This window comes from Bradyrhizobium sp. IC4059, assembly GCF_020193615.1.
In the GTDB taxonomy this organism is placed as follows: domain Bacteria; phylum Pseudomonadota; class Alphaproteobacteria; order Rhizobiales; family Xanthobacteraceae; genus Bradyrhizobium; species Bradyrhizobium yuanmingense.
In genome coordinates this window covers 750,790-768,912 of the sequence record NZ_JADYVH010000002.1, presented here as the reverse complement: position 1 = coordinate 768,912, position 18,123 = coordinate 750,790, and the positions used below count along the sequence as shown (strand labels likewise).

The 18,123-nt window shown below is 63.2% G+C and carries 30 protein-coding genes and 1 tRNA gene; 11 read left to right on the top strand and 20 right to left on the bottom strand.

Annotated features, from left to right (window positions below; genetic code table 11):
• Position 1 precedes the first annotated feature (1 nt).
• Both I6F12_RS09710 and I6F12_RS09705 read right to left on the bottom strand, forming a co-directional pair.
• A complete protein-coding gene (locus tag I6F12_RS09710) occupies positions 2-1,606 on the bottom strand; it encodes a carboxyl transferase domain-containing protein (protein ID WP_036027958.1) in 1,605 nt (534 codons plus the stop codon).
• Positions 1,607-1,630: 24 nt separating this feature from the next.
• Complete coding sequence (locus tag I6F12_RS09705) at positions 1,631-2,803, bottom strand: isovaleryl-CoA dehydrogenase (RefSeq protein ID WP_035999647.1); 1,173 nt, start codon at positions 2,801-2,803, stop codon at positions 1,631-1,633.
• Between the two features lie 111 nt (positions 2,804-2,914).
• Here I6F12_RS09705 and I6F12_RS09700 point away from each other — a divergent pair, with 111 nt between their 5' ends.
• Entirely contained in the window at positions 2,915-3,943 is a 1,029-nt protein-coding gene (locus I6F12_RS09700) for an AraC family transcriptional regulator (protein WP_225156058.1), read from the top strand.
• A gap of 45 nt (positions 3,944-3,988) precedes the next feature.
• Here the strand turns inward: I6F12_RS09700 and I6F12_RS09695 are convergent, their stop codons facing one another.
• The gene (locus tag I6F12_RS09695) at positions 3,989-4,483 is read right to left on the bottom strand and encodes an Lrp/AsnC family transcriptional regulator (protein ID WP_057029137.1); all 495 of its coding nucleotides are present in this window, start codon (positions 4,481-4,483) and stop codon (positions 3,989-3,991) included.
• A gap of 213 nt (positions 4,484-4,696) precedes the next feature.
• Positions 4,697-5,002, bottom strand: a complete 306-nt coding sequence (locus I6F12_RS09690; RefSeq protein ID WP_024337795.1) for an ETC complex I subunit — start codon at positions 5,000-5,002, stop codon at positions 4,697-4,699.
• Between the two features lie 253 nt (positions 5,003-5,255).
• On the opposite strand from I6F12_RS09690, the gene I6F12_RS09685 reads away from it, so the two are divergent.
• Positions 5,256-6,428: an OpgC domain-containing protein gene (locus tag I6F12_RS09685; RefSeq protein WP_225156057.1), complete on the top strand. Its 1,173-nt coding sequence runs from the start codon at positions 5,256-5,258 to the stop codon at positions 6,426-6,428.
• Positions 6,429-6,440: 12 nt separating this feature from the next.
• Here the strand turns inward: I6F12_RS09685 and I6F12_RS09680 are convergent, their stop codons facing one another.
• Positions 6,441-6,635 (bottom strand): hypothetical protein, encoded by a 195-nt coding sequence (locus tag I6F12_RS09680; protein ID WP_036027955.1) that lies wholly within the window; start codon positions 6,633-6,635, stop codon positions 6,441-6,443.
• Between the two features lie 331 nt (positions 6,636-6,966).
• Between I6F12_RS09680 and I6F12_RS09675 the strand changes: the two genes are divergently transcribed.
• Positions 6,967-7,128, top strand: coding sequence for a hypothetical protein (locus I6F12_RS09675; RefSeq protein WP_225113623.1), 162 nt, complete (start codon positions 6,967-6,969; stop codon positions 7,126-7,128).
• Positions 7,129-7,352: 224 nt separating this feature from the next.
• Here the strand turns inward: I6F12_RS09675 and I6F12_RS09670 are convergent.
• The 4 genes from I6F12_RS09670 to I6F12_RS09655 all read right to left on the bottom strand — a co-directional run bounded on the left by I6F12_RS09670 (position 7,353) and on the right by I6F12_RS09655 (position 9,745).
• Positions 7,353-7,429 (bottom strand) — tRNA-Pro (locus tag I6F12_RS09670).
• A gap of 92 nt (positions 7,430-7,521) precedes the next feature.
• Positions 7,522-8,007: a DUF192 domain-containing protein gene (locus I6F12_RS09665; protein WP_035999663.1), complete on the bottom strand. Its 486-nt coding sequence runs from the start codon at positions 8,005-8,007 to the stop codon at positions 7,522-7,524.
• A 115-nt stretch (positions 8,008-8,122) separates the two neighbouring features.
• Positions 8,123-8,785 carry a cold-shock protein gene (locus tag I6F12_RS09660; RefSeq protein ID WP_157284234.1) on the bottom strand — a complete coding sequence of 221 codons (663 nt, stop codon included), beginning with the start codon at positions 8,783-8,785 and terminating at the stop codon, positions 8,123-8,125.
• A gap of 198 nt (positions 8,786-8,983) precedes the next feature.
• Entirely contained in the window at positions 8,984-9,745 is a 762-nt protein-coding gene (locus I6F12_RS09655) for an NAD-dependent protein deacetylase (RefSeq protein ID WP_225156056.1), read from the bottom strand.
• Positions 9,746-9,997: 252 nt separating this feature from the next.
• On the opposite strand from I6F12_RS09655, the gene I6F12_RS09650 reads away from it, so the two are divergent.
• Positions 9,998-10,162, top strand: a complete 165-nt coding sequence (locus tag I6F12_RS09650) for a hypothetical protein (RefSeq protein ID WP_225140731.1) — start codon at positions 9,998-10,000, stop codon at positions 10,160-10,162.
• Positions 10,163-10,260: 98 nt separating this feature from the next.
• On the opposite strand, the gene I6F12_RS09645 is transcribed toward I6F12_RS09650, so the two are convergent.
• A complete protein-coding gene (locus I6F12_RS09645) occupies positions 10,261-10,545 on the bottom strand; it encodes a hypothetical protein (protein ID WP_036045604.1) in 285 nt (94 codons plus the stop codon).
• Positions 10,546-10,827: 282 nt separating this feature from the next.
• Between I6F12_RS09645 and I6F12_RS09640 the strand changes: the two genes are divergently transcribed.
• Entirely contained in the window at positions 10,828-11,058 is a 231-nt protein-coding gene (locus I6F12_RS09640) for a hypothetical protein (protein ID WP_036022988.1), read from the top strand.
• A gap of 77 nt (positions 11,059-11,135) precedes the next feature.
• Positions 11,136-11,261, top strand: a complete 126-nt coding sequence (locus I6F12_RS37290; RefSeq protein ID WP_035999737.1) for a hypothetical protein — start codon at positions 11,136-11,138, stop codon at positions 11,259-11,261.
• A gap of 13 nt (positions 11,262-11,274) precedes the next feature.
• Here the strand turns inward: I6F12_RS37290 and I6F12_RS09635 are convergent, their stop codons facing one another.
• From I6F12_RS09635 to I6F12_RS09630, 3 genes are all read right to left on the bottom strand, one after another.
• Positions 11,275-11,472, bottom strand: coding sequence for a hypothetical protein (locus I6F12_RS09635; protein ID WP_345944151.1), 198 nt, complete (start codon positions 11,470-11,472; stop codon positions 11,275-11,277).
• 425 nt (positions 11,473-11,897) lie between these two features.
• Positions 11,898-12,032 (bottom strand): hypothetical protein, encoded by a 135-nt coding sequence (locus I6F12_RS37285; RefSeq protein WP_260347228.1) that lies wholly within the window; start codon positions 12,030-12,032, stop codon positions 11,898-11,900.
• A 493-nt stretch (positions 12,033-12,525) separates the two neighbouring features.
• The gene (locus I6F12_RS09630; RefSeq protein WP_008558895.1) at positions 12,526-12,822 is read right to left on the bottom strand and encodes an HU family DNA-binding protein; all 297 of its coding nucleotides are present in this window, start codon (positions 12,820-12,822) and stop codon (positions 12,526-12,528) included.
• 267 nt (positions 12,823-13,089) lie between these two features.
• On the opposite strand from I6F12_RS09630, the gene I6F12_RS09625 reads away from it, so the two are divergent.
• The gene (locus I6F12_RS09625) at positions 13,090-13,581 is read left to right on the top strand and encodes a hypothetical protein (protein ID WP_225156054.1); all 492 of its coding nucleotides are present in this window, start codon (positions 13,090-13,092) and stop codon (positions 13,579-13,581) included.
• A 115-nt stretch (positions 13,582-13,696) separates the two neighbouring features.
• Positions 13,697-13,999 (top strand): hypothetical protein, encoded by a 303-nt coding sequence (locus I6F12_RS09620; protein WP_036022979.1) that lies wholly within the window; start codon positions 13,697-13,699, stop codon positions 13,997-13,999.
• A 70-nt stretch (positions 14,000-14,069) separates the two neighbouring features.
• Here I6F12_RS09620 and I6F12_RS09615 read toward each other — a convergent pair whose 3' ends face one another.
• From I6F12_RS09615 to I6F12_RS09605, 3 genes are all read right to left on the bottom strand, one after another.
• Positions 14,070-14,276, bottom strand: coding sequence for a hypothetical protein (locus I6F12_RS09615; protein ID WP_036022978.1), 207 nt, complete (start codon positions 14,274-14,276; stop codon positions 14,070-14,072).
• A 737-nt stretch (positions 14,277-15,013) separates the two neighbouring features.
• Complete coding sequence (locus I6F12_RS09610; protein WP_225156053.1) at positions 15,014-15,226, bottom strand: DUF2934 domain-containing protein; 213 nt, start codon at positions 15,224-15,226, stop codon at positions 15,014-15,016.
• Positions 15,227-15,356: 130 nt separating this feature from the next.
• Positions 15,357-15,926, bottom strand: coding sequence for a DUF1236 domain-containing protein (locus I6F12_RS09605; protein WP_225156052.1), 570 nt, complete (start codon positions 15,924-15,926; stop codon positions 15,357-15,359).
• A 138-nt stretch (positions 15,927-16,064) separates the two neighbouring features.
• Here I6F12_RS09605 and I6F12_RS09600 point away from each other — a divergent pair, with 138 nt between their 5' ends.
• On the top strand, positions 16,065-16,325 hold the full coding sequence (locus tag I6F12_RS09600) for a hypothetical protein (RefSeq protein WP_036022977.1): 261 nt from the start codon (positions 16,065-16,067) through the stop codon (positions 16,323-16,325).
• Positions 16,326-16,436: 111 nt separating this feature from the next.
• On the opposite strand, the gene I6F12_RS09595 is transcribed toward I6F12_RS09600, so the two are convergent.
• Together I6F12_RS09595 and I6F12_RS09590 are read right to left on the bottom strand one after the other, a co-directional pair.
• A complete protein-coding gene (locus I6F12_RS09595) occupies positions 16,437-16,661 on the bottom strand; it encodes a hypothetical protein (RefSeq protein WP_085974320.1) in 225 nt (74 codons plus the stop codon).
• Positions 16,658-16,891, bottom strand: a complete 234-nt coding sequence (locus I6F12_RS09590) for a hypothetical protein (RefSeq protein WP_036022975.1) — start codon at positions 16,889-16,891, stop codon at positions 16,658-16,660. Before I6F12_RS09590 ends, I6F12_RS09595 begins: the two co-directional genes overlap by 4 nt.
• Before the next feature lie 98 nt (positions 16,892-16,989).
• Here I6F12_RS09590 and I6F12_RS09585 point away from each other — a divergent pair, with 98 nt between their 5' ends.
• Together I6F12_RS09585 and I6F12_RS09580 are read left to right on the top strand one after the other, a co-directional pair.
• The gene (locus I6F12_RS09585) at positions 16,990-17,181 is read left to right on the top strand and encodes a DUF3072 domain-containing protein (RefSeq protein WP_225147906.1); all 192 of its coding nucleotides are present in this window, start codon (positions 16,990-16,992) and stop codon (positions 17,179-17,181) included.
• A gap of 58 nt (positions 17,182-17,239) precedes the next feature.
• Positions 17,240-17,392: a hypothetical protein gene (locus tag I6F12_RS09580; RefSeq protein WP_157783960.1), complete on the top strand. Its 153-nt coding sequence runs from the start codon at positions 17,240-17,242 to the stop codon at positions 17,390-17,392.
• An 81-nt stretch (positions 17,393-17,473) separates the two neighbouring features.
• Here I6F12_RS09580 and I6F12_RS09575 read toward each other — a convergent pair whose 3' ends face one another.
• Together I6F12_RS09575 and I6F12_RS09570 are read right to left on the bottom strand one after the other, a co-directional pair.
• The gene (locus I6F12_RS09575; protein ID WP_225156051.1) at positions 17,474-17,737 is read right to left on the bottom strand and encodes a hypothetical protein; all 264 of its coding nucleotides are present in this window, start codon (positions 17,735-17,737) and stop codon (positions 17,474-17,476) included.
• Entirely contained in the window at positions 17,737-17,937 is a 201-nt protein-coding gene (locus I6F12_RS09570) for a hypothetical protein (RefSeq protein WP_035999700.1), read from the bottom strand. Before I6F12_RS09570 ends, I6F12_RS09575 begins: the two co-directional genes overlap by 1 nt.
• Positions 17,938-18,123: the final 186 nt, after the last annotated feature.

The window sequence follows — 18,123 nt, the reverse complement described above, 5'->3', positions numbered from 1 at the left end:
ATCACATCCTGAACAGGCCGAATTTCGTCGGCTCGAGCGGCGCATTCGATGCCGCCGAGAGGCCAAGGCCGAGCACGAGACGCGTGTCGGCCGGATCGATCACGCCGTCGTCCCACAGCCGCGCGGTCGCGTAGTACGGGTGGCCCTGGCTCTCATATTGCGCGCGAATGGGCTCGCGGAACTTGTCTTCCTCTTCCCTGGACCAGCTGTCGCCCTTGGCCTCGATATTATCGCGTCGGACCTGGCTCAGCACCATCGAGGCCTGCTCGCCGCCCATCACCGAGATGCGCGCGTTCGGCCACATCCAGAGGAAGCGCGGCGCGTAGGCACGGCCGCACATGCCATAATTGCCGGCGCCGTAGGAGCCGCCGATCACGACGGTGAATTTCGGCACCGACGCCGTCGCAACCGCCGTGACGAGCTTGGCGCCGTCGCGCGCGATGCCGCCCGCCTCGTACTTCTTGCCGACCATGAAGCCGGTGATGTTCTGCAGGAATACCAGGGGAATGCCGCGCTGACAGCACAGCTCGATGAAATGCGCACCCTTCAGCGAACTCTCGCTGAAGAGAATGCCGTTGTTGGCGATGATGCCGACCGGATAGCCCCAGATATGGGCGAATCCGCACACCAGCGTCGTGCCATAGAGTTTCTTGAACTCGTCGAACTCCGAGCCGTCGACGATGCGCGCGATGATATCGCGCACGTCGAACGGCTTGCGGCCGTCGACCGGCACCACGCCGTAGATTTCCTCCGCCGCGAACAGCGGATCGCGCGGCTTATGCATGTTCAGGTTCGGCCGCACGGAAGGCTTGAGCGTGCCGACGATACGCCGGGCGATGCCGATCGCATGCGCATCGTTCTGGGCGTAGTGATCGGTCACGCCGGACTGCCGCGAATGCACGTCGGCGCCGCCGAGCTCCTCCGCACTGACGACCTCGCCGGTCGCGGCCTTCACCAGTGGCGGGCCGCCGAGGAAGATGGTGCCCTGGTTGCGCACGATGATGCTCTCGTCCGACATCGCCGGCACATAGGCACCGCCGGCGGTGCAGGAGCCCATCACGATCGCGATCTGCGGAATGCCCTGCGACGACATCTGCGCCTGATTGTAGAAGATGCGGCCGAAGTGCCGCTCGTCCGGAAAGATCTCGTCCTGCAGCGGCAGGAAGGCGCCGCCGGAATCCACCATGTAGACGCAAGGCAGATTGTTCTGCCGCGCAATGTCCTGCGCACGCAGATGCTTCTTCACCGTCATCGGGTAGTAGGTGCCGCCCTTGATGGTGGCGTCATTGGCGACGATCACGCATTCGCGGCCCGAAATGCGCCCCACCCCCGTGACGACGCTCGCCGAATGCACATCGCCGCCATAGAGGCCATAGGCCGCGAGCGGCGACAGCTCCAGGAACGAGGTCCCGGGATCGACCAGGAGGTCGACGCGCTCGCGTGCCAGCATCTTGCCGCGCGCGGTGTGGCGCTTGCGCGAAGCCTCGCCGCCGCCGCCGGCGACCTCGCTGAGTTTCTCACGCAAGTCCGCGACGAGGCCGCGCATGGCCTCGGAATTGCGTGCAAAATCTGATGACGACGGATCGATGCTGGAATGAAGCGGCATGGTGTTTCCAATGGGGTGAAGGACTTAAGCCGTCTCGGCCATCAGCTCGCGGCCGATCAGCATGCGGCGCACCTCCGAGGTGCCCGCGCCGATCTCGTAGAGCTTTGCATCGCGCCACAGGCGCCCGACCGGGAATTCGGAGGTATAGCCGACCCCGCCCAGCGCCTGGATTGCTTCGCCCGCCATCCACGTTGCCTTCTCCGCGGAATAGAGGATCGCAGCAGCCGCGTCCTTGCGCAGGGTGCGCGCGTGGTCGGCGCGGTCGCAGGCGCGGCCCACCGCATAGACATAGGCGCGCGTGGCCTGCCAGGTCGCATACATGTCGGCGAGCTTGCCCTGCATCAGCTGGAAGTCGCCGATCGGCTGGCCGAACTGCTTGCGCTCGTGCATGTAGGGCACCACTGCGTCCATGCAGGCCGCCATGATGCCGAGCGGCCCGCCCGAGAGCACCGCGCGCTCATAATCGAGGCCGGACATCAGCACCTTGACGCCCTCGCCCACCTTGCCCATCACATTCTCCTCCGGCACCTCGCAATCGTCGAAGAACAGCGGATAGGTGTTGGAGCCGCGCATGCCGAGCTTGTCGAGATGCTGGCCATGGGTGAAGCCCTTGAAGCCCTTCTCGATCAGGAACGCGGTCATGCCGCGCGGGCCGGCCTCCGGATCGGTCTTGGCATAGACCACCAGCACGTCGGCATCGCCGCCGTTTGTGATCCACATCTTGGAGCCGTTGAGCACGTAGCGGTCGCCGCGCTTGTCGGCGCGCAGCTTCATCGAGACCACGTCGGAGCCGGCGCCCGGCTCGGACATCGCGAGCGCACCGACATATTCGCCTGAGATCAGCTTCGGCAGATAACGCTGCCGCTGCGCGTCATTGCCGTTGCGGCGGATCTGGTTGACGCAAAGATTGGAATGGGCGCCGTAGGAAAGGGCCACGGCCGCCGAACCGCGCGAGATTTCCTCCATGGCGACGATATGGGCGAGATAGCCCATATTAGAGCCGCCATATTGCTCCGGCGCGGTCATGCCGAGCAGGCCGAGGTCGCCGAAGCGCTTCCAGAGGTCTGCGGGGAAAAGATTAGCCTTTTCGATCTCGGCGGCACGCGGGGTGATCTCCGCCTCCACGAACGAACGAACGGTGTCGCGCAGCAGGCTGATGTCTTCGCCCAGATCGAAATCGATGCTCGGGATGTTCAAGGCGAGTCCTCCGTATTTTGGGCTCCGAAACTAGCCCGGTCCCGGCCCTCTTGCAGTCGAAAAGGTTGCATTTTCCGCCAAACTTGGCGAGGATTTCCGAAAGGAATTCCGATGCCTTTTCAAGCCGCCACCGCGATTCCGCGCCGCGCCGTCACGCCCGCCGCCTTCGTCCGCGGCGTGGTGGCCGCGTACGAGCATTACGGCCGCGATCCCGCCGAAGCCTTGAGCCGGGGTCAGGTCGCGCCGGAGCTTGTGAATTCTCCTGATGGGCGTGTGACCGCGGCCCAGTTCGAAGCGCTGGCGGGCCATGCCATGCGCGAGCTCGATGACGAGGCGCTTGGCTGGTTCTCGCGCCGGCTGCCATGGGGCACCTATGGCATGCTGTGCCGGGCCTCGATCACCGCACCGACGCTGCAGGTCGCGCTCAAGCGCTGGTGCCGGCATCACCGCTTGGTCACAGAGGATGTGCTGCTCGATCTCGAGGTTGGCGAAGAGACCGCCGTCGTGTCGATCCGTCAGCTCCGTGACCTCGGACCCTTCCGCGAGTTCTGCCTCGTCACGCTGTTCCGCTACGTGCTCGGCTTCTCATGCTGGGCTGTCGACTCCCAGATCGCGCTCCGCGCGGCTGAGTTTCCTTACTCAGAGCCCGGCCACGTCTCGGTCTATCCGACCATCTTTTGCCGGAGCGTCCGCTTCGACGCGGACCGCGCGGCCATCGTCTTCGACAAGCACTATCTGTCGCTACCGCTGACGCGCAGCGCGGCCGATCTCGACAACATGCTCAAGGGCGCGCTCCGGCTCACCGTGCTGCCGTACCGGCGCGACCGCCTGCTGGTCGAGCGCGTCCGCCGCGTGCTGCGAGAAGCGCGCGGACGGGTCCTCGGCGCCGAGGACGTCGCGCGCGAGCTTGCGCTCTCCACCCGCACGATGCATCGCCGTCTGCGCGAGGAGTCCACCTCGCTGCGCGATCTCAAGGAGGAGACGAAATTCGAGCTGGCCAAACAGGAGCTGATGCGCGGCCGCACGCCGATCAAGCGCATCGCCGAGATCGCCGGCTTCCGCAACGAGAAGAGCTTTTCGCGGGCCTTCCGAACCTGGACCGGCACCTCCCCGCGCGAGTTTCGGGGGCGGTATCGCTGAGGCGCTTTTCTGAGATTCAGACTTGATCGTGGAATATTCGGAGCCCTACCCCGCCGGCTCTGCCACCGCGACCTCCTGCAATGGCAGCGGCACGTCCTTGGCAACCCCGAGCACGGGGAAGCTGCGCACGTTCTTGACGTTAGGCATCGCGGCGAAATGCAGGAGCTGCTGCCGCATACTCTCGACACTCGGGGCCACGCATTTGAGCAGATAGTCGGTGTCGCCGGAAATCCGCCAGCATTGCTGGATGCGCGGGATTGCGGCGATCGAGCTCTCGAACGCCTCCAGCACCGGCTGGGCCTGGCTGCCGAGCTGGATCGAGACGAACGACACCACCTCGTAGCCGAGCAGCCGCTCGTCGATCACGGCGCGAACCGCCCGGATCACGCCGCGGCTGAACAGCGACTTCAGCCGCCGCAGGCAGTTCGGCGCGGACACGCCGACGCGCAGCGCCAGCTCGTTGTTGCGAACCCGCCCGTCCTGCTGCAGTTCGGATAGGATTTTCAGATCGACGCCGTCGAGCTGGTCACGCCCCGCCATCCCCCACCTCGTCCTGGTCGTGTCATGCGAGGCAGCGAAGCACGGGGCGGAATTGGTGCCAAGGGTTCTCAGGCGCGGGCGACCAGCCGCTCCCTTCGTCATGGCCGGGCTCGTCCCGGCCATCCACGTTCTTCGTCTACCGCCAAAAACGTGGATGCCCGGGACAAGCCCGGGCATGACGGCACTTTGGATGCTTCGGGTGAGAATGGCCCCTCAATGCGTCCAGGGTTCGCCGCGGCGGAACGAGAAATTGTCGGCATAGGCAACCGGCCGGCGGATCGACTCCTTGGGCTCGATCACCTGGTAGGCGATGCCCTTGCGCTCGCAATAGGCGATCGCCTCTTCCTTGCTGTGGAAGCGCAGCGTTATTTGCTGCTTCATGTCGGCCGACGAGGTCCAGCCCATCAGCGGCTCGACCGAGCGCGGCTGCTCCGGCTCGTAATCGAGCTGCCATTCCCTGGTCTTGGACCGGCCGGATTGCATCGCGTTTTTGGCGGGCTTGAAAATGCGTGCGGTCATGACTGGTCCGGGCCTCTTGGTCTTTCCGTTCGATTTCGATGCGTCACGGTGGCAGTTGGTGGAAATCTCGGGGATAGTATAGAGAAGCCGGTTGGGAACTGATCCTGATTCCGGCCCCGGCAACCCTCGCCAACGGTATAGTCATTATGCTGCACCGTGACAATTGCGTACCCGCGTTTCATCCTCGGACCCCGTTTGGCGGCCCGGTTTCATCGATCTCCGTGCTTCTGTCCTCTCTGAAAGCTCCCGACGCATGGCCTTCCTGAACGTCAGCGCCACACTTCCCGACAAGGGTCGCGACCTCCGGCTCGACCTGTTTCGCGGTGTCGCAAACTGGGCGATCTTTCTCGACCATATCCCCGACAACGTCGTGAACTGGATCACGACCCGCAACTACGGCTTTTCCGACGCGGCCGACCTGTTCGTCTTCATCTCCGGCTACACCGCCTCCTTCGTCTATGCACGGATGATGCTGGACCGCGGCTTCATCGTCGGTGCCACGCGGCTGACCAAGCGGGTCTGGCAGCTGTATGTCGCCCACATCATCCTGTTCGTGATCTACATCGCATCAATCAGCTATCTCGCGCTGCGCTTCGGCGATTCCGAGATGATCAACGAGTTCAACGTCGCCGGCCTCGTCGACAACGCCACCGAGACGCTGCGCCAGGGCCTGTTCCTGCGCTTCAAGCCGCTCAACCTCGACGTGCTGCCGCTTTACATCGTGCTGATGGGCCTGTTTCCGCCGGTGCTGTGGTTTATGCTGCGCAAGCCCGATTTGACGATGATCATGTCGATCGTGCTGTGGCTCGCCGCGCGCCATTACGGCTGGAACCTGAACGCCTATCCGGCCGGCCAGTGGTACTTCAACCCCTATTGCTGGCAGGTGCTGTTCGTGTTCGGCGCCTGGTGCTCGATGGGCGGCGCGCGGCGCTCGGCAACGCTGATCAATTCGCCTGTTACGCTGTGGGTCTGCCTCGGTTATCTCCTGTTCGCGCTGGTCATGACCATGGCCGGCCGTTTCCCCACCTTCGGCGGCATGTTCCCGGAATGGCTGTTCTCGGCCTTCAACCCCAATGACAAGACCAACCTCGCACCGTATCGCTTCCTCCACTTCGTGGTGATCGTGATCCTGGTGATCCGCTTCGTGCCGAAGGAGTGGCCGGGGCTGGAGTGGAAGGTGTTCGACCCCTTGATCGTCTGTGGCCAGCAGTCGCTCGCCGTGTTCTGCGTCGGCGTGTTCCTGTCCTTCGTCGGTCATTTCGAGCTGTCGATGAGCTCAGGGTCGCTGCTCGCGCAGATCTTCGTCAGCGTCGCCGGCATCGCGATCATGACGACGGTGGCTTATTACATCTCGTGGTCGAAGAAGCAGGACAAGCCGCTGAAGCCGCCGCCGGCCAAGCCGGCTGCGGAGGCGAAGGCGGCCTGAGAGAGGCGGCAGTTAGGCCGCCTCTTCGCCGTCGAACTCGGTGAACTTCTTGTAGATCCAGTCGCGGCCGTCATGGCGGCGCCAGACCTTGCCGAGCACGAACTGCCCGTTGATGGAGCGGCGCGGCACGATCACCGTCCAGAGGTGCCAGATCTCGGTCCAGTTTGACTGCGGACCGATGGTCCCGATGTTGCGGTCAATAGACATGGCAGAACTCGCTGGCGCAGAACTTAGGCTGATCCGCGCGCCGCGACGAACAGTCATCTGTGGTGGCACAGAGTCGACAGCCCATCGCGAGCCGGGACCGATCTGATAGCAGCCAGCCAAACGGCCGCAACAGCCGCTCGCCTTTAACCTTGCCGATCAACCTTACTTCTTGGGATGGAGCGGCGCGTTTGGTTGAAAGCCCGCGCCGGTTTTTCTAGAATGCCCGTGATTTGAGGACGGGCGCGCCGTTTCGGCGCAGGGCGATTTTAAGACTGAACTTTGCAGACGATCGGACGTTTGGAAGCAAGTAGATTGCTGGGGGGGGACGACAATGATGAAATTGCAATGTGCGCGTCTGCGCCTCGCGTTGCGCGTGATCCCGCCCGCGCCAATCGTGAGCATGGCGTCGCAACGGCCGCCGCAAGCCGCCAACGACAATCAGATGGCCTGGCCGTACGTGCCATTTCCGCCCGGCTGGTACGCCTCGAACTGACGAGCGCGGCGGACAAAACGCAACGCCGCGCAAGCGGAATATTCATCGCTTGGCGGCGTCCGTTTAGACATTGGGCGCTGAAATCCCCAACACGGATTTGTCTATCGCGACGGGCGAAGGTTCGATGAGGCTTTGCTGATTTCCGCGCGAAGCGGAGGCCGGACGCGTAGATGCCTGGCCATTGCCGGTTGGATGCTGACCTCTAGGCCAGCGCCGCCCGGGACTGGTCGGGGCAGCTGGATTCGAACCAACGACCTGCAGTACCCAAAACTGCCGCGCTACCAGGCTGCGCTATACCCCGAATGTCCGGCGAGCCCCGTCGATACACGCTTCCCGGAGCGCCAGCAAGCTCTCCAAAGCCGCCGGCCTGGGCCGCAATCGCCCCTGCCCGTCCTATTTGCCGCCGAACAGGGGGTGGCCGACGCGATCACCGGGGCGGATGCCGTACTTCTGCGCCGTCCCCGCCACCACCTCCAGCACGGCCCGGGCGGGTCCCCGGGAGGAGATGATCTTCGTCGACAACGGCTCGGTATTCTCCGCAATGCGCAGGATGCGGCCATCGGCGCGGATGAAGATCATGTCGAGCGACACATAAGTGTTCTTCATCCACATCGAGATTTCCTGCTCGGGATTGAAGTCGAACAGCATGCCTTTGCCGTCGGCCAATTCCTTGCGGTACATCAGGCCGGTCTCCTTCTCCTCCGGGGTCGTTGCCATCTCGACCGAGAACACCTGCACGCCGTTCTTGGTGACGATCTCGAGCGGCTGGAAGCTCGCGGCGCCGGCCGGCGCGCCGGCGACGGCCCAGCCGGCGATGACGAGGATGGCGGCCAGCCAGCCCTTCAGAGCGGACCAGGCGGCCTTTCGATCAGAATTCATCGGGGCTCTCGCGGCGTGGGACTTCAATCAGTCCTTACGCGGCGACCGCCGGAAAAGGAAGAGGCGCGCCGGACTTGCAGCGCGCCTCTGCTCACAATTGCTGGAAGTCATAGCCTTAGTGCGACTGCAATCCCGGCGATCCGGTCTCGGGATGGATCTCGGCCGCCATCATGCCCTTGGAGCCGGGCCCGAAGCGGACCAGCACATACTGGCCCGGTCTCAGCTCAGTCATGCCGAAGCGGCGTAGCGTCTCCATGTGCACGAAGATGTCGGGCGTGCCCTCGCCGCAGGTCAGGAAGCCGAATCCGCGCAGCCGGTTGAACCATTTGACCTGGGCCCGTTCCAGCCCGCTGGTCGGGGTGACCGTGACATGGGTGCGCGGCGGCAGCATCTGCGCCGGGTGGATCGCGGTCGACTCGTCCATCGAAACGACGCGGAAGGCCTGGTAGCCCTTGGCGCGCTGGATGCACTCGACGACGATGCGGGCGCCCTCATAAGCGGTCTGGAAGCCGTCGCGCCTAAGCACGGTAACGTGCAGGAGCACGTCCGGCCAGCCGTTGTCGGGAACGATGAAGCCGTAACCTTTGGAGGCGTCGAACCATTTGATGACGCCGGTGACCTCGACGAGGTTGGCGCTGGCTTCGCCCAATCCGGTGAAGGGATTGAGCGCATTGTCGCGGCCGGCTCCGCCGTGCTCGCCCGGCGTCAATCGCCCTGGCGAGGTGCCCTGTCCGGGAACTCCAAGCTTCTTGGACTCAAATCCGTCCGACGACCCCATAACCCCGGACCCCACACTGCCATGCAACCCGCCACATTGGCGGCGCTCGAATCACGCGTCTTAAGAGAATGTTCTCAATTCGACGCGACGCGAATCTTTCGACTCAAAAGATAACACTCCCGGTTGCGACGCATAGACAAAAAAGAGATTCGCCGGAACCTATGAACAGCTTGCACAGCCGCGAATCAAATTGATGCCTCAATTGCCGACAAAGGGCCCGAGAGTCTCGCCGATGTCGTGGTGGATGACGAGGTCGGCGATGTCGTCCTGCTCGGTCGGCTCGCGATTGATGATCACGAGACGTGCACCGGCGCGCTTGGCCATCATCGGAAAGCCGGCCGCCGGCCAGACCACCAGCGAGGAACCGATCGCGATGAAGAGATCGCAGGCCTGCGACAGCGCTGTCGCGCGCTGCATCTCCTCGTCCGGCATCATCTGCCCGAAGGAAATCGTGGCGGTCTTCACCGGCGCGTCGCAGGCGGTGCAGTCGGGCGCGATGCCATCGTCATCGAAACGGCGCTTCACCCAGTCGAGCGGGTAAACCTGCCCACATCCGATGCAGCGCGCATAGGTTGTATTTCCGTGAAGCTCAACCACGTGCTCCGGCGCGAAGCCGGAGGCCTGGTGCAGGTTGTCGATGTTCTGGGTGATGACGGCGGGAACCTTGCCGGCGCGGTAGAGCGATGCCAGCGCCCGATGGCCGCGGCCGGGCTTCGCTGCGGCGAAGACCTCCTCCATCGCAAAGCGGCGGCGCCAGGATTCGTCCCGCGCTGACTGGCTCGCGACGAACTCGTCGAACGGAATCGGACGGTTACGCGTCCAAATTCCGCCCGGCGAACGGAAGTCGGGAATGCCGCATTCGGTCGAGATGCCGGCACCGGTGAACGGCACGATGGTCCTGGCCTCGGCGATCATGTCGCCGAGCCGTTCGATACCGCTCTGCACATCCGATGCGATCAACCGCGCCTCCCGAATAGTTTGGCCTGACAGCAACATGCGCAAGCGGCAAGATCGTTGACGCTCTTATCAAGCGCCAACGCAATGCGCTCGGCAATTTCTTCCGACCTTCGCATATCACAATCCTGCAATGCCTCCTCCCCATTGACGCCCCATTCGGAAGTGCCAATGGATGTGTTGACGCGACTCAACGTGATTGCGGCGGCAGTGCTTGAGTTCGGATGTGCACATACTCAGGTGTAGAGGGGATTTGACATGACCGAAGACGAACAACGCAAAGAGCGCGAACGCGAAGAAATCGCCGCCCGTGTCGCCGCCTTCCGTGCCACGCAGGAAAAGTTCAAGCGCGAGCGCGAGGAATATTTCGTGGCGACGCTGGAGAATGCCCGCAAGGCCGAGCGGCCCTCGCTCTGGCCGTAGGCATCATCGCGCCGGCAAGCGCGAAAATGGGCGAGTAAACAAGACCTGCGAATGAAAAAAGCCCGGAGCACCGCTCCGGGCTTTTCGCTATTCGCCGACTACCAATGACGGTAGTGGTGGTGACGGTAGTACGGCCCGCCGTAATAGGCGTACGGACCCGGTCCGTAATAGGCGGGACCGTCGTAGTAGCGGTAGCGGGGACCGTAATAGCCATAAGGCTGGGAAGCCGCGACTGCGCCCGCGGTGATCGCGCCGGCGGCGAGGCCGAACGCGAGGCCCGGGCCGATACCGCCGCGGCCACGCGCCTCAGCCGGCGCGGGCGCCGCGACCGCGGTCACACCGACCGCCGCGATGGTGGCCAGAACTGCCAGTGTCTTCTTCATGCTTGTCCTCCTTCGCGTGTCGCGGAGACAACGGCGAGCGCCTGCGATGGTTGCGCATGGATGGAACCGGCCCGCAGGCGAGAAATGTCGATGAAGCGGGAACGAAACGGCGAGACGGCGGTTAGCACCTCAAGTGCGGGAGCCTCCGCCATCCGGGTCGAGGCGCCAGCACGAAGACCCCGTCAGCATCTCCGCGGTGCTGGCGGGGTTTTCAGTTTCATGGGAGCAGATGGCAGCAGACCATGACGGTTGCCAGCGGGGACGACAATCATGGAGGAGAGTTTGCCCTTATCCGCTTTGCTGGCCCGTATCCGCAAATTGGTTCCAAAATCCGAGGATGAACATTACGACGAGATCGTCCGCAGCTTCGGTGTCGGCACGCTGCGCCCGCCGCCGACGCCGATGAGCGACCGCGAGCTGGCGCAGGCCATCGCCGAGTTCCTCAAGGAGCAGCCGTCGAGCGAATCCGTCGCGACCCTCGGCCGCCGGCTCGACCCGACCACCCGGCTCTGAGTTTCTTCGCAGGAGTATGGAACCAGGAATGCGCGCGGACGTTGAGTCCGTTCCCTGCTGAGCGGAGAGAAAGAGATATGCCCGCCTGGCTCGAAGTCTTGCTCAACCTGTCCGGCTATGCCGGCTTCGTGGCGCTCGCCTCGCGCGGCGCCGGATCCCCGCAGGCGCGGGCCGATGACCGCCGTTGCGGCGACGAGCGTTAATTGGCGCGCGGCGTTAGTTGGCGCGCGCGGCTTGGCCTGCCGTGCGGACCAGCCGGTCGGCCTTGACCGCAACGCGCGTGTCCTCGGCCTGCGGCCGCAGCGAGAAGCTGATCACAACGAAAGCAAGGCAGAACAGCGTGACGACGACGGCGACGCCCCGGTAGGTGTGCCGGTCGCCTTGGAAAAAGGACGGAGCTGAAAAAGGCATCATGGCAAATTGCTGCTTGCGCAAAGGCGTTTCTTGCTTGTCGTTGCCGAACACCTACCCCAAGGCGCAGCAAGCGCAACGCGATTAGGCTTTTAACCTAACCGAATAGGGTTATCGGCATCCGTATAAGCTATCGTTAGCCAGACGCATCCGGCACCTTCGCGGCGAGAGCGGCGCAAGAACGCCCGGCTTTGTTCCAGCTTCGACTCCGTTTCGTTCGCGAAGAACGAATCGGAGTCGCAAGAATGCGCGGAGAGCAACTCCTAACGATCGATGAAAGCGCGCACGCTCACACCATCGACGCGGCAGGACCCTTCTTCGACAAAACTTCGAGAAGACTCTTCGCCGGCAAGCACTGCGGCGACAGCTCAAGCGCGAACCTTCAGAGCGGATCGCGCTTGCGCGTTGCCGCGTGGCGTCGACAAAGGTCAGGCCGCCCGCTTCGGCTTCTCCTTCGAGAAGCATTCGAGGATCTGGATGCGCAGCTCCTCCGCCGCAGGGCCCTCGACCTTTCTGAGCTCGTTCCAAAGCCTGATCACTTCGCGCTGTTTTTCGACGGTCATGAGCAACCTCCAACGGTCCATCAAGGCGCCTCACTAGAACAAAATGAGAACAAAAAGTCCAGCCCGGACGTAAAATTTTGGTGGGGGCGGCGTTGAACCTTTTCGGCGCGGCAAGCACCTATGGAAGCTGGGGATTTCAGCGCCCAGTTACACGGCAGCGCCGCCTGACGAACATACTCCGTCGTGGCGGCGCTGTTGCTTTTTGCGATTTCAACTTTAGGTTAAAGCCATGGCTGTCGGCCAGGCGCTGAAATCCCAACGCCGTCAGCCAGAAAAGCCTCGCGCGAAAGCGCGGGGCTTTTTCTTGTGAAGCGGATGAGGATGGTGAGGGAACGAAGCTCGTCGTTCAGGACGAAGCGAGTACCGCGTGCTGTTTACCCTGATGGTCGTCTTGGTGTTCGGCCATCGCGATGGCCGAGCACCACCTGGTCCTCGGCCGTTGATTGCTGCGCCGGCGCGTCAATGAGCCCGCCGCACCGACATCGCCGGCACGTCAGACGGCGTCCTTGGCCACCTTCAGCGGCGAGGCCTTGACCGACTTGCTGGCGGGCTTCGCTGCAAACTGCATCGGCTCCTTGGTGAAGGGATTGATGCCCATGCGGGCTTCGGTCGCCGGCTTGTTCACGACCGACATCTTCACGAAGCCGGGAATGACGAACTCGCCGGACTCGTTGAGCTCCTTGTAGCCGACCGTCGCCATGTACTCGATCACCGACTTCACGTCGTTCTTCGAAAGCTGCGTGCCCTCGGCAATTGCATCGATCAATTGGGTCTTTGTCATCTTCGCCATGGTCTGAATTCCTTTGAATGGGTGCGCGGAGCAATTCTGCTGCTGGGGACGCGGCCGGACCCGCGAGTGCGCGCTGCTGATTCATGCCAGAAGTCATGAAGCGATCGGGCTTAGACCCTATCGAGGCCGAAAACGCAAGCACGGGCTCACCGAGGTTCCCAACTTCCTGTGCAAGACGTTGCAGGACCTGCAATTTTAGGATCTGCAATTTTCTCGGCACAGCGCCGCGGCTGCTATAAGCCAGGAAAGGTATCTGATGGGGTTCTGATGAAGGTCGCTATCGTCATCGCAGGTTTGATCGTGGTCGCCGTCGCAGCCCTCGTCGCGATCCAGCCTAGCTTCTTGAAGCCCGCGTCCTTCGCCCTCGTGAAAAAGTCCGACATGTTCGGCTTCTCGCCCGGGATGACATTCGACGAGGCCAACAAGCTCATCGCGCGACGCCACTATCTCTGCCGGCCGAGCCGAGGTCCGTACACGCTGGCGTGCGACATCAACGGCGCCAAGGTCGCCGTCGGCAGCGACGAGACCGACCCCGCGCATCCGATCTGGCGCGTCAATGCGACGCTGAACAATCCGGGATCGCAGGAAGCTGCCGTCAAATCCATCTCCGACCAGTTCAACGCCTCGGCCATCAAGGACCGGGAAGGCTGGATCTGGATCGTCGGCCGCGGTTTCAAGCTGAGCTATGACGGCGCCAGCTTGACTCTCGTCGACGAGGCCGCCGAGGCCAGGCTGCGCAAGGAGGACGCCAAGCGCTAGATCGCATCGCGCTTCCTCGTTCGTGAAACTTGTGGCCGGCGATCCGTTGTTGACGCTTCAGTAACCTAACGCGACCAAGCTTCTGTCAGGTTGGTTGCGTTGGAGTATCCTCAAAGTGCTGGATTTTAACGAGCTGCGTGAACTCGCGGCAGATGTTCGTGTTTTTGTCGATGTCGCCGAAGACAAGGCCGAGGCGCTCAGAGCCGTGATCGCGGCCTACGATGTGGTGCTGGCGATCTTCCCCGTCGATGACGGCATGGGCCTCCACGTCATCAAGGGCAAGGGGATCCTGGACCAGATCGCGACGTCGCGCACACACGCGATGTACAGCCACACGGCGATCGCGGTTCCGGATCTCGCCCACGCCGAAGCGCTCAAGTTCCTGACGGCGCCGGTCGAACAGCGGATTGCGGCCTGAGCATCGTTCAGCCGCTCCGCTCGCGTAGAGCGGCGCGGCGACATGAGCAGTCTTGTCCGGACGCGCGGGCTCAAGCGGTTCGCCGCTTCCGTCGCAGGCCGATGCGCGTGCCCGGCAGATTGATGCCAAGCTCGATCGCGCGCGACCTGATCGATGCAATGGGCCGCTTGAGCTTCACGATCATCAGCGTCAGGCTCTTGCCGGTTTCACACATGGATCGAAGCAGCCGGTCGTCGTCTTCGGACCAGCGTTCGTGGTTGTAAGTGCGGGCAGCCATGGACGTTTGCCTCTGAGGCCAATGAGGCGGGACCTGAGCAGGGAATGTCAAAGGACCCAGCTTCGCCTTTTTCTGAGCGCGGCGGCTGGGTGTCAGTTGAAGGGCGGCTTGTTACGCTGCCGCCTGACGCAGAGATAGTTTTGCGGCGTCGATATTCAACCGACTTACGGATTTGTAATGGCCCGGGGCGAGCGCATCCACCACGTTGCAGCGACGCGGCGCACTTTCGTTTGAACTTTCTTGCCGCTCGCGCGTCTTACAGTTGAAGCGTCCCTAAGCTTCACCTCGACAGAGAACCCCGCTTCCTCAAGGGCGGGGTTTTCGCTTTTGGCGCTGCATCAGCTTGCCCGGGATTTCAAGCGCTCTTTGCCGTTGACCCGGCGGCCGTCCGGCCGCACTTTTTGCGACGGGCAGGGTTTTGAGGAGCCGTGATGCCGAAAACCCTTGTGGAATTCAGAGCGCAGAACCTTCGTTTGCTCGAGCGGCTTTGTCCCGACGACCCGCGATACATCGCGGCCTGGCTGAAGCAGTTCGACGAGCAGAACGGGATCACACCAAAAGCTGGCCCGAAGTCCGGTAAGAGCCGTGCGGCTGCTTCGCCGCGAAGCAAGACCGCTTCGCCCGCGCGCACGAGGTCAGCGCCCTCCTCCGTCTCACCCCGCTAGTCCGGGGCGACGACAACGCGCGTGCTTATGGCTTGCATGCGCGCGCGTGTCACGACCGAGCGACTGCACGCGTCAGGCGGCGCGGCGCTTCTTTCGCGCACCTGCCGGCTTCGCCTTCGGCTTTTCGGCGCCGACTTTCGAGACGCGCGCGACTGCGGCAAGCGAGGCGGAAAGAACCTCGCGCTGGGCTTCGAGCCAATGCCTCTCGGCGTGGCCGTCCGCCCCACCGCTCTCCATCCAAATCTGGTATGTGCGCTCGCGGATCGCTTGTTCCAGGTCTGACATCGATGTCCCTCCAATTCGGAGCGGCATCCTGGGCGCGGTCGGTTAACAAGCTCTCAAGCGACCAACGTTCCCCTGAGCCGGAACATCGCAACGAGCCTGCGGGCCCTGACGTCTTCGCGAAACGCGGACGTCATCGCACGTCGGCAATGATCGCAGCGACGCGGCGGGAATGATGATCGACGATCACGAGGGACTTCCCCGCGATCAGGTACTGATCTCCCCAGAACCCGTTGAGGATCTGCGTCACCTCCGGCGGCAGGTCCGCCGTCTCGGTCTGCCGCGGGACCGAGGTGCCGATCATCATCTCGAAATTCGGCCGATCCATTGCGGGGCCTTGCGATGTCGAAAGGACTGAGCGCAGCTGCTCGCGTTGTTGCGCGGTGAGGTTTGCCGGCTGGCTACCCTCCTTGATCTGGCGAGCGCGAGCGCCGCTCGAATCCTCATTTGCAGCGGGATCTTGTTTGGCAGCGGTGCTGACTGCGTCGCGTTGTGTTGGAACTCCCGTGCCGACCGTGGTCGCAGGCGCGCTGTTGTCCGCGCCGGTCGAGGGGCGTCCAACGTAGTCGGTCACGCCGAACATTTGGGGAGCCGCAAACCACAGCCCGAAGCCCACAAAGAGGATTGCAGCGGCCGCCGATCCCCACATCATCAGCTTGCGTGTGCCTTCTCGCTCTTCGTCCCGAGGAAGATCCTTGACCATCGTGAGATGCCTCCAGTTGCTTCGGGCCAACCCGGGCCTTGCTCCTCCGTTCCTACAGCTTCAGCGACGGCTCTGAATGGAGCACGTCCTTGAAATTGGAACGTTGCGTCCGCACCGGCGTACCGACAGCAACCGCAATTGCGCAACGGCCGGCTGAAGGGCGGTGAGTCAATCGCCCGCCTCGCGCCGCGAACGCTCGCGCTCGAACCAAGTCAGGCAGAAGCAATGCAGAGCAACTCGGAAACCAGGCTGCAGTCGATCCCGGCGGATGCCTCGGCCGAACGCAGGCCACACCCTGCCGGTCCGCACGCCACGCCGGAGCTGACCGACACGGAGAAGACACCCGGTTGCGGCGTGTTGCCTGAACCGGATGATCCGAACATCAGTCCCACGGGCTAGTCGGCACGACGCTCTGCGGCCACGTCGATCCGGCGACGGAGTGCGCATGGCTGCAGCCCAACTTGCATCGACGGCTCCGCCCGACGTCAGCAGCAGAGACCGCAGCGCCAGTCACGGAATGTCCGCGGCCTTGCGGTTGTCCCCGATCGAAACCGGCTTGTTCAGGAAATACTCGCGGTTGCCCGTCGCCGCTTCCGCGTATTGGTCGATGGCGACGATGATGGCCTGGACGTGGGCATAGCACCACCCTTCCCGCGTCGCTCTGCGGCGAACGTCCTCGAGCGCGGTCAGGAAGGGCGACAGGTCTCGCTCGTCATCGAACCACCGCCTGCTCACCACGTCCTCCCGCCGAGCACCCTGCCCTTGGTCTGGCGCGGCTCTGCCGCCTTCAGCGCGTCGCGTTGCGCGCACAGGCTCTCGACCTTCGCCTCCATCCGCGACAGCAGCGCCTCGGCCGAGGCCGTCCCGATCCCCGCCCGCTGCAGCTGGAGGATCTCCTTCCTCTGCCTGCCCATCTGGATGCGCATCCGTTCGATCTCCCGCCTGAGAAAGTCCAGGTCCGGCATTGTTCCGCCTCGCGAATTCGAGATATGGCCCATGAGAACAAAAACGGAACGAAGAGTCGAGTCCGACGTTCTACAGAAAACGGAATAGGAGATGTGCGATGGCCGACAACACCCAGAAGGACCCGAAGGACTGGGTTTCCGGCGACGACCCGATGACCGGAGCCCAGGAATCCTATCTCAAGACCCTCGCCGAGCAGGCTCACGAAGACCCGCCCGAGGAGGATCTGACCAAGGCCGAGGCCTCCGAGCTGATCGACAGGATGCGGCAAAAGGCCGGGCTGGAGCAGTGAGCCGTCCGATTGCGGGAACCCGGCTCCGTGCGTATGCAAACGAAATTGGGAAGCGAGAATGCCTTATTTCGTTTGTGCCCGCGACGGAGCGGGCCAGATCATCCTGAAGAGAGACACAAGGGAAGCGGCCGAGAAGAAAGCCGCCGAGCTCCGCGACATGGGCTATTTCGAAGTCGAGATCGTCGCCAAGGGTGACGAGGAGACGGCGTGAGGGAGTGGGCATGGGCGGCGAAGTTGGCCGCGCATGATCAAAGCAACCCTCGCAATCTTTCCATCATTTGAAGCCAGCGCCTCATGCTTCCCTCAGCACCTTGACGGCGCTGAGAACGATGAAAGCACCCAGGCCGTAGGTCAGTGCATTCACGACCCAGGAAATGGCGATGCCGACGAAGGTTGGTCCTCCGACCGCTCCCCAGAAAAAATACGCTGCGGTGATGCCCGGCCACTCCAGCCAAAGAAACGCGAAGTCGGTCAGCGGCTCCAGCACAAGGAGCACCGTCGAGATGAGCGCCCCCACGGCCAATGCGATGACGAGATGCGTTCTCAGCCAGGGCATCAAAGACCCAGCAGACCGGCGATGACGGGAATGAGGAAGAAGGCGGCGATCCCGAGCAGCCCTCCAACGACAAAGCGCGCCGCGCGGCCGTGAATCTTCGTATCTAGCCACGCACAGATCGCCACCACAGCCTGTCGCAGCCAGCCACCCACGAGGGTTCTGACGAGATCGAACAGGAGTTCTGCAACGAATGCGGCCATGGCGTTTGGTCGGCGCCACGTGTGGCCGGGTTCAAGTGCGCGGGATGACCATTTCCAATTGCAACAGCGCGAGAGTGAGAACTTTGAGGGCTGGTACCCGCCGAACAACCGTTGCGAGCTCGCAAGGATCGCGAGCATCCGCGGTCCCATTCGATCGACTTCATCGGCAAGGGCGAAGGGCGAGCG

Excerpts from the sequence above, each read along its gene's own strand:
- I6F12_RS09610 (WP_225156053.1), bottom strand. The coding sequence starts at position 15,226 with ATGTCAGACCTGGAACAAGCGATCCGCGAGCGCACATACCAGATTTGG.
- I6F12_RS09625 (WP_225156054.1), top strand. The coding sequence starts at position 13,090 with ATGAAGGTCGCTATCGTCATCGCAGGTTTGATCGTGGTCGCCGTCGCA.
- I6F12_RS09590 (WP_036022975.1), bottom strand. The coding sequence starts at position 16,891 with ATGCCGGACCTGGACTTTCTCAGGCGGGAGATCGAACGGATGCGCATC.
- I6F12_RS09700 (WP_225156058.1), top strand. The coding sequence starts at position 2,915 with ATGCCTTTTCAAGCCGCCACCGCGATTCCGCGCCGCGCCGTCACGCCC.
- I6F12_RS37290 (WP_035999737.1), top strand. The coding sequence starts at position 11,136 with ATGCCCGCCTGGCTCGAAGTCTTGCTCAACCTGTCCGGCTATGCCGGC.
- I6F12_RS09675 (WP_225113623.1), top strand. The coding sequence starts at position 6,967 with ATGATGAAATTGCAATGTGCGCGTCTGCGCCTCGCGTTGCGCGTGATC.
- I6F12_RS09650 (WP_225140731.1), top strand. The coding sequence starts at position 9,998 with ATGACCGAAGACGAACAACGCAAAGAGCGCGAACGCGAAGAAATCGCC.
- I6F12_RS09695 (WP_057029137.1), bottom strand. The coding sequence starts at position 4,483 with ATGGCGGGGCGTGACCAGCTCGACGGCGTCGATCTGAAAATCCTATCC.
- I6F12_RS37285 (WP_260347228.1), bottom strand. The coding sequence starts at position 12,032 with ATGACCGTCGAAAAACAGCGCGAAGTGATCAGGCTTTGGAACGAGCTC.
- I6F12_RS09575 (WP_225156051.1), bottom strand. The coding sequence starts at position 17,737 with ATGCCCTGGCTGAGAACGCATCTCGTCATCGCATTGGCCGTGGGGGCG.
- I6F12_RS09605 (WP_225156052.1), bottom strand. The coding sequence starts at position 15,926 with ATGGTCAAGGATCTTCCTCGGGACGAAGAGCGAGAAGGCACACGCAAG.
- I6F12_RS09680 (WP_036027955.1), bottom strand. The coding sequence starts at position 6,635 with ATGTCTATTGACCGCAACATCGGGACCATCGGTCCGCAGTCAAACTGG.
- I6F12_RS09570 (WP_035999700.1), bottom strand. The coding sequence starts at position 17,937 with ATGGCCGCATTCGTTGCAGAACTCCTGTTCGATCTCGTCAGAACCCTC.
- I6F12_RS09690 (WP_024337795.1), bottom strand. The coding sequence starts at position 5,002 with ATGACCGCACGCATTTTCAAGCCCGCCAAAAACGCGATGCAATCCGGC.
- I6F12_RS09710 (WP_036027958.1), bottom strand. The coding sequence starts at position 1,606 with ATGCCGCTTCATTCCAGCATCGATCCGTCGTCATCAGATTTTGCACGC.
- I6F12_RS09585 (WP_225147906.1), top strand. The coding sequence starts at position 16,990 with ATGGCCGACAACACCCAGAAGGACCCGAAGGACTGGGTTTCCGGCGAC.
- I6F12_RS09665 (WP_035999663.1), bottom strand. The coding sequence starts at position 8,007 with ATGAATTCTGATCGAAAGGCCGCCTGGTCCGCTCTGAAGGGCTGGCTG.
- I6F12_RS09580 (WP_157783960.1), top strand. The coding sequence starts at position 17,240 with ATGCCTTATTTCGTTTGTGCCCGCGACGGAGCGGGCCAGATCATCCTG.
- I6F12_RS09630 (WP_008558895.1), bottom strand. The coding sequence starts at position 12,822 with ATGGCGAAGATGACAAAGACCCAATTGATCGATGCAATTGCCGAGGGC.
- I6F12_RS09660 (WP_157284234.1), bottom strand. The coding sequence starts at position 8,785 with ATGGGGTCGTCGGACGGATTTGAGTCCAAGAAGCTTGGAGTTCCCGGA.
- I6F12_RS09635 (WP_345944151.1), bottom strand. The coding sequence starts at position 11,472 with ATGATGCCTTTTTCAGCTCCGTCCTTTTTCCAAGGCGACCGGCACACC.
- I6F12_RS09645 (WP_036045604.1), bottom strand. The coding sequence starts at position 10,545 with ATGAAGAAGACACTGGCAGTTCTGGCCACCATCGCGGCGGTCGGTGTG.
- I6F12_RS09685 (WP_225156057.1), top strand. The coding sequence starts at position 5,256 with ATGGCCTTCCTGAACGTCAGCGCCACACTTCCCGACAAGGGTCGCGAC.
- I6F12_RS09615 (WP_036022978.1), bottom strand. The coding sequence starts at position 14,276 with ATGGCTGCCCGCACTTACAACCACGAACGCTGGTCCGAAGACGACGAC.